Below are 12,716 nucleotides of genomic sequence, written 5' to 3' on the forward strand. Positions count from 1 at the left end.
TAACTGCCTTGTTTGTAAAATTATCCTAAACTATTGGTTTTAAACACCGTAGTTTTCTGATTAAAAAAAATATAAATTTAATCTTATTTACACTTGCGCAGTTTAAATATTTTTCTTATATTTCAAAATTAACACTTCTCCCTAATTCATAACAAGAGGAAGGTGTGGCTTACTGTTAAATAAGATTTGTTAATCTATAAAATTTGCTAAAATGACAATCGGAGAATTAATTGAAGAAGCTCAAGAGCTTGAAAGAGATTATAAAACCTTTAAAACCAGAAATGAAAAAATAATAGCCTCAAAGAAGGCCAAAGAAATTGTATTAGGAATCAATCAATTTTATAAAGAGACTAACGACGCAGAGTTAATGGATTTAATGAAACGTATTTCTGCAATTAAAGTTAAACTAGAAAAAAGGCTAAAAGGAAGGTTAACTGCCTAAGCAATTTATCTGTATTATTTTATAACAATACACTTAAATTTACATTGTTATTTATCAATAATAAATAACGTATTGATTGTTAATAACCCCTGCTAAAATGCAAGTTTAAACCATTGGAAAAGCTTGCAAAAATCATTCTCCTCCAGAACAATAGTTTGCTTATTTTTATTGACACTAGGTCTTTTAACATACCTAAAACCAATAAAATAGGCTAACTCCTTAATTAAATGCAGTTTATTTTTTTAATCTGCTGTAAATTGATTAATTTTGCAATATTATTCCCCAATGAAATTTTTAGTGTTACAATTTATTATTTTTAGAAAATTAGAAAATGAGGAATATTACTTTTTTTACAACACCTTTGCGTTATGCTAAAGCATTTGTTTTAATTGCTTTTTTATCTTTAACGCAGGCATATAGCCAAACTACCTATGTAGAAGGTGCTGGGCTTACAGAACTAAAATCTCAATTAGAAGGACCAGGAATTACGATTAGTAACCTGCAGATTACATCTGGCGCCTCTAATCAAGTAGGAACTTTTGCAAAAGGAAAAGATTCTAACCTTCAAATTGATGGTGGTATCATCATGACTACAGGGACCGTTACAGAATCTTTTACTAGCAATAGTTCTGGTAGTAGTTCACTTGGTCCAGGCACTACTTATGATGACAATGAGCTAAAGGCAATTTATGCTCAAGCAACTCGTGATGTGGTTATTCTAGAATTTGATGTTAGCTTGGATGCTTTGGCAACTGTTTTAACTATTGACTATCAATTTATGTCAGAAGAGTACAATGAATATGTATGTTCTAGTTTTAATGATGTCTTTGGATATTTTGTAACTTCAGATACCACTGCTCCATATACAGGATATTCAAACATTGCAAAAGTTCCTGGTACCAACAATGGAGTATCTATCAACTCTATTAATAATGGTACAAGAGGATCAAATGGTAACTCAAATAGTTGTATAGATTTAACACAGTCAGATCAGTTTATAACAAACAGCGGAGGTGCTGTGAATGTTGAATATGATGGAATGACTAAAAAAATTAGAGCATCTGCAACCAATTTGATCCCTGGAACTACCTACCATGTAAAATTAGCCATTGCGGATTCTTCTGATGGTGGATATGATTCTGCTATTTTAATTAACTTAATTAGTGGGTTTCCTGATGATGATGATGATGGAATTGCCAACGATGCAGATTTAGATGATGACAATGACGGAATCCTTGATTCTGTAGAAGATTTAAATACAGATGGTGACGATAACCCTTTAACTGACCCAACTGATACTGATGGTGATGGAATCCCAAATTTCTTAGATTTGGATTCTGATGGTGATGGAATCCCTGACAATGTTGAAGCGCAAAGCACCAATGGTTATATTGCCCCGGCAGCAACTTATACACTAGAAGGTGTAAACACCGCTTACGGAACAGGCTTAACACCTGTAGATACTGATGGTACTGGTGGTCCTGACTTTTTAGATACTGATTCTGATGGTGATGGTACATCTGATACTGTAGAGGCCGGCCTAACACTTTCTGGTAACGGAGGTGGTAATGGTTTAGACAATGCCTATGAAAATGTTGATGATTATCTAGATGTAAACGGAACATTAAACAACCCAAACACCCTACCAGATGCAGATAGTGATTTAGGTACTGGTGGCGATGTAGATTTTAGAGATGCAGTAACCCTTGGTGATAATGATGGTGATGGTATTTTAGACGATGCAGATTTGGATGATGATAATGACGGAATTTTAGATGCTATTGAACAAAATTGTACAGTGACTAATACTACTATTTCTGGTAGTTCAAACAGTGCTGGCTTATTAACCTATAATAACAATGTAAATAGACCAGAAAGAATTTATACTCAAAACAACGATGGTGCAGAGTTTGATAACATTAGTGATGTTTTAGTTGTCTCATTTGGAAATACAGTGCCAGTTGGAACAGTTATAACCATAAGAGCTTATAAAAACAACAATAATGATAAGACCTTACAATTTGAGCAATCTAATGCCAATGGTACAGTAACATCAAATCCAGTTTCTACCGGTGACCTAAATGATGATAATGTTTGGAGAGACTTTTCATATACTATAACTGGTACAGCAGCAACTCATATTAAAATTTCTATGTTGGTTGAAAGTGGAAATGGCCGAGCAGAAGTTGATTTTATTAGCTACTCATTTAATCAAGTTAGTTACTCAGGCTGTAATGCAACTTTAGACACGGATGGAGACGGAATCTACGATTACTTAGATTTAGACTCTGATGGTGATGGAGTTCCTGATAATGTAGAAGCGCAAACTACCTTAGGGTATATAGCTCCTGGTACCTTTACAGACGCTAATAATGATGGAGTAAATGATGTTTACGCTGGTGGACTAACCCCAGTAAATTCAGACGGTACAGATAAAGTTGATTATCTAGATTTAGACTCAGACAACGACGGCAATAGCGATACTTTAGAAGCAGGAATCACTTTAAACGGAAGCATTGCAGACAATGGTTTAGACACTGCTGTACTCACCACCACAAACTACAGTGATGTAAACGGTATCTTTAACGATCCAGCCAACGAGTTACCAGATTCTGATTCTGATAGAAACTCTGGTGGAGATGTTGATATGAGAGATGATACAGTAACTGTTACACTTGGTTCTGGAAACGTATTATGGTTAAGAGCAGATAAGGACGCTGCCACCAACTTATGGCAAGATCAATCAGGTAGTGGTCATAATGCTACAGCTACTAATCAACCTTCAAAAAAAGACAATGGCTTAAACTTTAACCCAACCTTTGAATTTAACGGAAGTAATGATTATATGGTCATTGATGGGGGTATCTTAGGTAATAATACGACCTACAACAATATTTGGGTCTATTCAGTTTCAAAAACAAATGAAAATAGATACACTTACAACATATCTCAAGGAAGTGGAGCTACAAGATTTTATTTCTTAACACCTAACCAATCATCAAAGGCTACCTTTAAATTTGGTTCAGAAGGCGCTCTAGAGCCAGCTTGGGGAGCAGCTACGGGTCAATTTTACCTATGGAATGCAGGAAGTAGTACAGGAACCTCTACCCCTTCTGGTACTAAAAAAGCAATTTATAGAAACGGATTAAGAATAGGTACAGACAATAACGGTAGTAGCGTTTTAAGTAATGATGCTCAAGATTTCTTTATTGGCTCTTATGACGCAAGTACTAGCGGTAGGTTTATAAATGGAGAAATTGCAGAAATCATTGTGTTTGCAGATGTACCAACAGCTTTGGAACAACAAAAAACACAAAGTTATTTGGCTTTAAAATATGGATTTACCCTAGATAAGACTAACAATAATGGCTCTATAATAGAGGGAGATTATATCCTCTCTAATGGTATTACTAAGGTGTGGAATTACACAGCCAATAGCAGCTACCATAATGATGTAGCAGGTATTGGTAGAGATGATACGCAAAGTTTTGTGCAAAAACAATCAAAATCTAGCAATCCAAATTCATTAGTCACCATTGGCTTGGGTACTATTGCAAGTAATAATGGTACTAATGCAAATAATTTTGCCACAGACAAGGACTTCTTAGTTTGGGGTAATAATGGCACTGCATTAGGAGCAACTTCTCAACCAGGAGTATTGTGTGCAACTGATTTACAATTAAACAGAAAATGGAAAATTGTTGAAACAGGAACTGTTGGTACAACTAAGCTAGCAGTAAGTAAATCAACTATTGACACTTATTTAAACAATGCTACTTTTAGTAAAGTTTTAAAAATTGCAGATGACGCTGCACTAACGACCAATGTACAATTTGTTCCATTGGCAGTAGAAACTGTTAATGGCGTTACAAGCTATACAGCAAGTTTTGATTTTGATGGAACCAAATACTTTACGTTTGCAGAAACAAGCGGTATTATTTGGAAAGGAAGTACTAGTTCTTGGTCTGGTGGTAATGGTCCAGGAGGAGCTCCATCAACAGATTTTGTAGACAACGGACAATTAATGATTATTGATGCAGAAGGGACTAACAACCACCCTACTCTTACAGCCAATGCAAAAGTAGGTTGTGTGTGGATTAGCACAGGGTCTAAATTAGCTGTGGGTGATCTTATAAATTTAGAAATAGCCAACCAATTAAAAATGGATGGAGAGCTTCGATTAATAGGCGGTGCTCAGCTAATTCAAACACATACTGGAGCCAGCACAGTAACAGGTTCTGGAAACTTATACATTGATAGAAAAGCATCTGCTCCTACCATGTATCAGTACAACTACTTTAGTTCTCCTGTATTAACTCAAGGTAAAAGTAACTATACGGTTAAATCTGTAATGAAAGATGGTACTACGCCAACTTCATTAACGTCTAACCCTCCTACTATGAACTATACAGCAGCAAGTTATGATGCTGATGCTACTACCTCACCAATTACTATTGCAAACTATTGGATTTGGTCATACTTTAACAACATCACAGATGATGGATGGATTGAAAAGCTTGAAAGTTCAACTTTAAAACCAGCAGAAGGGTATTTATTTAAAGGTCCTTCTTACCAAAACTATACCTATGTAGGGAAACCAAATGATGGTACTATAACAACTACGATCTCTCCTGGTCATATGAGTTTAATTGGAAATCCTTATCCATCGGCTATAGATGCTAACGGATTGTTTACTGGTGTAAATGATGGAATATTAAATACCGTCTTTTACTGGGAGCACATCTCTACTGCAGGAGCAGATAGTCACAATAGTGATGCTTATGTAGGTGGATACGCAACTTACAATCTAAGTGCAGCTGTAGCTGGAACAGCTCCTTCAGGAGATATTGACACTACAGACCCTGACACAGACGGTGACGGTGAAAAAAACTCAGTAGATATTGATGATGACAATGATGGGATTCCTGATGAAGGTGAACCAGAAGGTGTCGATTTAGACGGTGATGGAATTACTGGTGAAGAAGCTGATGATGATGATGATGGTGATGGAATCTTAGATGTAGATGAAGAAGAAATAGAGTACACTGTGCCTCCAAGATACATTGCTATTGGTCAAGGATTCTTTGCAGAAGCAACTAATATACAAGGATCTAATACAGTTACTTTCAGTAATGCTATGAGAAAATATGTCCCAGAAGGGTCTCAATCACATTTTTATAGAGGAGCTTTTTCTAAAAATGCAAGTGATGCATTGCCGTTGATAAAATTTGGTCTTAAATACTACAACGACAAAAATGTAGTCTTTAAAAAACAAATTGCTATTTCATTTAAAAGTGGAAATTCAACCGGCTTAGATGCTGGATATGACAGTTCTCCTTTTGAGGTTGAAGACACAGATATCTTCTTTAAATTTGAAAATGTTCGTGAGCTATTTGTTATAGCTGGTATTCAAGAAATAACAGATGATTTGGAGTTCCCGATCGCAATCAAAATTAAGAAAAACGGTTCTATCAATCTTAAAGTTGATGAGAAAAACAATATTGATAGAAGCTTGTACTTAACAGATAAACAAACCAGTCAGGTATATGACTTGTCTAACCCTGTTCACTTAGAATTAGATCCAGGAACTTATTTAGATCGTTTTTATGTGAGTTTTGGTAAATCTTTAGATGTTGATGATGAGTTGCTAACCAATAATGAGCTTCAAACGTATTTTGATGCAAGTTCTAAAGAGTTGGTTGTAAAAAACACGTCTATTCATGCAACTAAAAAAATAAGCTTGTTCTCAGTGTTAGGAAAAGAAGTACAAACTTGGGTACAAAAAGACAATGTAAAAGAGACTAGAGTTCAGCTTAAAAAACTGCCAACATCAATATACATTGTTAAGGTAGAAACTGCAGCTGGTACGTACTCTAAGAAGATAATAGTACACTAGTATAAAACTAAACATATTAAAAAAAGCACAACAAGTTTTGTTGTGCTTTTTAATGTTAAAATTTTAAATAAATACCCTTAATCGATACAAAACATATGGTGATTTTTGTATCTTTATTAGTGATTATCCCCAATTAGAAGATTAAACTTTTTATAATTATGCCTTTAAATAGTTCAAATTTAAAACTGATTATACTAAACCTATTCTTATGCCTGCTTCTTTATAATGAAGCTAGCGGCCAAAGCTATTGTACTCCTTCTAATATGGGTGGAAATGCAGGATATAATATTACCAATGTCACTTTTGGTACTATTAACAACTCCAGCAACAGCGGAGCTAATCAATACACCTATTATAACAATGCATCTACCTTTATTACACAAAAAGAGACACTTGCTCTTTCTATAACTTATCAAAACACCAACTACAACAATGCAACGCTAAAAGTTTGGATAGATTATAATAGAGATGGTGATTTTGATGATGCTGGAGAAGAAATTATTACACCCGTTACCTATAAAAGTTCAAACAGTAGCTCTGGTGTTGTAAATACCTTTCAGATTGTCATTCCTGAAAGTGCCAGTGAAGGAGTTACTAGAATGAGAGTTGGAATCAACAGAAGTTCTGGTTTTACAGCTTGTAATTTTAGTTATCAAAATGGAGAAGCAGAAGATTATGTAATTACCATCAAACCTAAAGCAGAACCACCTGTAGTAAATTGTGTTGGTAGTTTGTCTGTACGTTTAGACATCTTAGGGAATGCTGTGATCACTGCTGATCAAATAGACAATGGATCAACGGATGCCTATGATGATAGCCAGGGGATTCCTTTAAATTATTCAATAGATAGAAGCACTTTTTCTTGTAGTGATTTAAACAATACGTTACCAGTAACCTTAACTGTGACAGACTCTGATGGAAAGAGCGCAAGCTGTATAACTAATGTAACAATTTTGCCTTATGACGGAACGTTTAATTCACCAGATTTAAATGATATTGAGGCCTACTGTGCTTATACTGCAGCAGCTCCAGAAATGAACTATCAATGTGGTCAGATAATTACCGCTACAACCACTGATCAGACAAGTTTTTCAACACCATCAACAGACCCTGACGGTTATTTAATTACATGGACTTTTGATAACGGCACTACCTCTACTACAAGTACACAAAGAGTAAAAATTATTAATCCTATAGCTCCTACTTCGCTAGCCATTAGCAATGTTTCAGAAAATTCAGCAACACTTAGTTGGAGTTCTACGCAGTCTGGTGACTATAGAATTCGATACAGACCAGTTGGTACTTCCACTTGGACAGAAATTACATCAACAACAAAAACCAAAAACATTACAGGATTAGATGATGGTATTCAATATGAGGTTCAGGTAAGTATAGATGCTAGTTGTACAGCGTATTCTTCTTCAATAACATTTACCACCATTGATGTTGCTTATTGTAATAGCCAAGTTTATTTAAGCAACAGTACCGATTATTACATCTCTAATGTAAGTATAGGGACCATTAATAAAACGACGACATCTTCAGAACCCTTGTACAGCTATTACACAAGTCCAACCACCAACTTGGTGATTGGCGAAACTTTTTCTGGTACCATCACCTATAAAAGAGATGACTACAATACCACTGGTTTAAAAGTTTGGCTTGATTTTAATAATGATGGGGATTTTGATGATGCGGGTGAAGAAATTTATAGCAAAAAAACATCAGGAAGCACTTCTACAACAATTGTAGAAACCCTTAGCAATATACAAGTCCCGCAAACCGCAACCTTGGGTAAAACCAGAATGCGTGTCGGTGTTAAACATACTGGAGTTCCCTCTTCTGCCTGTAATTTTAACAACCAAACAGGAGAAATTGAAGACTATGATGTCTATCTGGTAGCTGCAAACAACACGGCATATGAATCTGCAATGATTACACAGGTATATATGTATGGCTCAGAAAAATGGATTGAAATTACCAATACCAACTCAACGGTAACGATTCCGGCTAATACATTGCATTTGGGGTTCTTTAACAATACTTCTGCTTTTGACCAAACAGGGAATACACCAACAGCTAGCTATACAATCCCTAGTGCCTTAAGCCCAAAAGCATCCATTTTAATAAAGAATTCTAGTTCTGTCTTAAACAATGTTCAAGGAACTGCAAACACAAGTAGTGCTCTGACGGCTTTTGATAGCTCAAATGACATTTTAATTATTAGTAAAAAAAGCGATGCAACTGCTTGGGAAAACAGGTTTGATGTTTTTACGGGCTTTGCAAATAAAACATCCGTTGTTAGAAAAGACAATGCAATTACTTACAATAAAAATTTCTCATCATCAGAGTGGGTTACCTTTGTAGATAATTTACTAGACCCTTATGCAGACACTCCAGAAAGACATCCACATGACCCAACTGTATTAGATGTTTTAAACGCTAGCGCTAACAGCAATGTCCTTTTAGGTTATCATAGAACTAATGAGGCTATTAGAAGTGGAAACGCCTGGACAAATGGTGTGCCGGATAGATCAAGGACTGTTGTTATTAATGAGAACTATTCACAAAATTATAGCTTGTCTGCAAGAGAACTGGTTATTGAATCAGGAAACGCACTAACCTTGATTGATGCTCCCATCTTTGTAACAGATAAAATTAATATTAAATCTGGAGGATCAATAAGACTATCAGGTAATTCACAGCTAGTAATGACCCATACTGGGGCCTCTACCATAGGTACCGGTAGTGGTTTAATGTATATAGATCAAGATTCAGATATCGCCAGTGTCTACCGTTTTAATTATATGTCTTCTCCGGTAGTGACTAGCGGAACAAACACTTACAACTTACTTAGTGTTTTTAAGGATGGAACCATCCCTACCTCTACTACTTCGGTACCAAAAAACATTAATTTTATTGGAGGCTATAACGGAAATTACAACAATTCTCCAAGCCAAGCGATTAGTTTGGCAGAACATTGGATTTACATCTATGACGAAAACGCAGCTGGAAGTGCTGATGAAAAATTTGTACAAGTTGGAAAATCAGGAACCATAAAACCTGGAAAAGGCTATTTGTTTAAAGGGCCGGGTCGTGAACAAAACTACACCTTTACCGGCAAACCAAACGATGGTGATTATACCTATACTTTACCTGGTTTAGTTGATGTCTTAGTGGGTAACCCATATCCTTCTGCTATGGATGCCAAAAAATTTATTAGAGACAATCTCTCTTCAACCACAGGAACACTTTATTTTTGGCAACAAGCCGGAGAAAAAGAATCCTCTGGAGATGAAGGGCATTTTTCTGATGGATATGTCGGCGGTTATGCAACGGTTAATTTATCAGCAGCTGTCCCTGCTAGTGGAGCAGAGCAAGAGGCTTTAAATATGTTTACCAATAAATTTGAAGCAGAAGACGCTGAGCTTGGAGGTAATGCTAAAAAAGAACTAGGCGCAGTCGTTTTTAAAGCAGTTAATGACAGTTTAACCTTTGAACAAATTGGAATTAGCCAAGCTGTAGACACATTAAGAATTGAGTATAGTAGCCTGTTTAATGACAAGGGTATAGATATATACATCAACAATAGTTTAGCAAAAACGGTTACATTGCCTAAAACTGTCGCCTATGATACTATTGATGTACTGGTAAATGTGCCTAAAAATTCAGATATTTTATTAAAATCTAAAGACACCGTAAAAACATCTTTTGATAAGATTTTTGTTGATATTTATTTTTCTTATAATACACCTAAAGAATACATCGCTGTTGGACAAGGTTTCTTTATTGCCTCTGATGATGATGGCGGTACCCTTCGTTTTAAAAACAGTCAGCGTGAAAATGTAATTAAAGGAGACGAATCATTTTTCTTTAAAGGAAGCTCAAAAGCTATATCCGCAAAACAAGCCAAATCAAATAGAGGCGCTCCCTTAAAAATATTAAAATTGGGCATGGATTATTTAACTGCTAACAATTTAAAATTCCATAGACAAATAGCCATCTCTTTTAAAAGCGGAAATAGTTTTGCCCATGAAAATGGCTATGATAGTGAAATGTATGATCTAAGTACAACAGATATGTCTTGGAAGTTTCCTGAGAGCAACTTAAACTATGTGATTGCTGGTGTTCAAGATGTAAGTTTAGATTTAGAAATACCTTTAGAGCTCACAACAGATGTTTTAAAAGACATTACTATTAAAATTGATGAACTTGAAAACTTAGATTTTGATATTTATCTTAACGATAAACTCAGCAACACGCTTTATAACTTAAGTGAAGCTCCGGCTAAATTTCAATTGAATGCAGGCACCTTTACAGATCGTTTTGTGATTACTTTTAAAAACAAAACACTTGACGTAGAAGATGTTTACTTAGAAAACAATACACAGGTATACTTTGATGGAATTAGCAAAGAGTTGGTCATCAAAAACAAAGGAAACACACAATTACAAAAGGTTGAACTCTATTCTATTTTAGGACAAAAAGTTAGTCAATGGGAACTTCAAGATGGAACTGATGAACAGCGATTCAAAATTCAAAAGTTACCAACCAGTATTTACATTGTAAAATTACAGTCAAGCAATGGACAGTTTTCTAAAAAAATAGTCGTGTATTAATACCCCTTATTTGTTTATTAAACGCTGTAAAGTAGCCACCAAATAATCTATTTCTTGTTTGGTGGTTAATTTGCTAAAAGAAAAACGAATAGAGGTGTTATTTGCTTCTTCATTACTTAAAATTTCTGTGAGTACATGAGAGCCTAAACTACTTCCGCTTTGACAAGCACTACCTCCAGAAACAGCGATTCCTGCCAAATCTAATTGAAAAAGTAACATGCTATCAACCACAGGAAATTGAACGTTTAAGATGGTATAACTACTTTGGGTGAGATCTTCAGAATTACCATTAAATTGTACAGTAGGAAAGGCTTTTAAAAGTGATGCTATACAGTACTTTTTTACAGATTCAATAGCTTGTGCATCTGTATCTATATGTTTTATAGCAATTTCTAAGGCTTTTTCCATACCCAAAATACTATGTACGTTTTCTGTGCTAGATCGAACCCCTTTTTCTTGATCACCTCCATGTAGCATAGGAATAATCCCAACACCTCTTTTAAAATAGGCAAAACCAACTCCTTTAGGACCATGGAATTTATGTGCGCTCGCTGCAATAAAATCTATTGGAGTTTTTTTTAAATCTATTGGGTAATGTCCAATAGCTTGTACGGTATCAGAATGCAAATACGCGTCATATTTATGACAGAGAGTAGTAATCTGATCTATGGCTAGTATATTCCCGATCTCATTATTAATATACATAAGACTCACCAAACAGGTATTTCCTTCTTCTTGTTGTGTGGCTAAAAGCTTTTCAAGTTGGGATGAGTTGGGATTGCCATTGGTATCTAGATCTAGATACAAAACGTTAATTCCATAGGTCTTTTGTAGATGCGTTATTGTATGCAAGACCGCATGATGCTCAATTTTAGTGCTGATAATGGTTTTTACACCCAAATTAAGAACAGCATTATAGAGTATTAAATTATCAGCTTCTGTTCCTCCAGCAGTAAAAATAATCTCTCCAGCGCCTATATTAAAATGTTTGGCAATAGACTTTCTAGCAGATTCTACAGCAGATTTAGCCAGTCTTCCTATATGGTGTGTAGAAGATGGGTTGCCATAATTTGCCTGCATGGATGCACAAATAGTCTCAACTACTTCTGGAAGTATCGGTGTGGTTGCAGCATTGTCTAAATAGATCGATTTCATAAGGCAAAAATAGTCAAAAGTTTAGTGTTTAGGGTTCTGAAAAACATATACTTCTGTAGCACCCAAACCATACTTTTGATAAGATGCATCGTAAAACTTAACAGGGTATTTTTGAAATAAATACGTCAATTCTGTTTTTAAAACACCTTCACCTACCCCGTGTATAAAAACAAGTTTAGAGATTTTTTTCTGTATGGCATACTCTAATTTTTGCTGAGCTGTATTAATTTGAAGATTGAGCATATCATAATTATCCATCCCTTTGGTAGACTTAGTCAATTGATGAATATGAAGATCAACTTCTAAGATCACTTCTTTTTTTGTCGTCGTAAAAACCTGCTTTTTAGGTTTCTTATCATTAATTTTACTTTGCAGCAAATGATTGTTAATATCTGAGAATTTTGTTAGCTCATTCTGATCTTCAGAAATTTTCACCAATTCTTTGGCTAAATAACTAAAAACAAAGCCACTGCCGTCTCTTAAAACAACTTCTGTTGCTGTAACCTTTGTAACTACGCCTTTAATTACATCATCTAATACCGCTACGCTATCTCCAATTTCAAAAGCCATTCTTAATGTTTAATTAATAATTATAAGTCTGTTT

Annotated in this window: 5 protein-coding genes; 3 read left to right on the forward strand and 2 right to left on the reverse strand. The window is 35.1% G+C overall.

Annotation, left to right across the window (positions count from 1 at the left end):
• Positions 1–211 precede the first annotated feature (211 nt).
• The 3 genes from WHC90_RS02700 (at position 212) to WHC90_RS02710 (ending at position 10,957) form a co-directional block, all read left to right on the forward strand.
• The gene (locus WHC90_RS02700; protein WP_188599534.1) at positions 212–442 is read left to right on the forward strand and encodes a hypothetical protein; all 231 of its coding nucleotides are present in this window, start codon (positions 212–214) and stop codon (positions 440–442) included.
• A gap of 331 nt (positions 443–773) precedes the next feature.
• Complete coding sequence (locus WHC90_RS02705; protein WP_188599533.1) at positions 774–6,338, forward strand: choice-of-anchor L domain-containing protein; 5,565 nt, start codon at positions 774–776, stop codon at positions 6,336–6,338.
• 158 nt (positions 6,339–6,496) lie between these two features.
• A complete protein-coding gene (locus WHC90_RS02710) occupies positions 6,497–10,957 on the forward strand; it encodes a GEVED domain-containing protein (RefSeq protein WP_188599532.1) in 4,461 nt (1,486 codons plus the stop codon).
• 6 nt (positions 10,958–10,963) lie between these two features.
• Here WHC90_RS02710 and WHC90_RS02715 read toward each other — a convergent pair whose 3' ends face one another.
• Complete coding sequence (locus WHC90_RS02715; protein ID WP_188599531.1) at positions 10,964–12,112, reverse strand: cysteine desulfurase family protein; 1,149 nt, start codon at positions 12,110–12,112, stop codon at positions 10,964–10,966.
• A gap of 21 nt (positions 12,113–12,133) precedes the next feature.
• Positions 12,134–12,682, reverse strand: coding sequence for a Smr/MutS family protein (locus WHC90_RS02720; RefSeq protein ID WP_188599530.1), 549 nt, complete (start codon positions 12,680–12,682; stop codon positions 12,134–12,136).
• Positions 12,683–12,716 lie beyond the last annotated feature (34 nt).

Source organism: Polaribacter pacificus (assembly GCF_038024035.1).
In the GTDB taxonomy this organism is placed as follows: Bacteria; Bacteroidota; Bacteroidia; order Flavobacteriales; family Flavobacteriaceae; genus Polaribacter; species Polaribacter pacificus.

Coding starts and splice junctions, on each gene's coding strand:
- WHC90_RS02700 (WP_188599534.1), top strand. CDS start 212: ATGACAATCGGAGAATTAATTGAAGAAGCTCAAGAGCTTGAAAGAGAT.
- WHC90_RS02705 (WP_188599533.1), top strand. CDS start 774: ATGAGGAATATTACTTTTTTTACAACACCTTTGCGTTATGCTAAAGCA.
- WHC90_RS02710 (WP_188599532.1), top strand. CDS start 6,497: ATGCCTTTAAATAGTTCAAATTTAAAACTGATTATACTAAACCTATTC.
- WHC90_RS02715 (WP_188599531.1), bottom strand. CDS start 12,112: ATGAAATCGATCTATTTAGACAATGCTGCAACCACACCGATACTTCCA.
- WHC90_RS02720 (WP_188599530.1), bottom strand. CDS start 12,682: ATGGCTTTTGAAATTGGAGATAGCGTAGCGGTATTAGATGATGTAATT.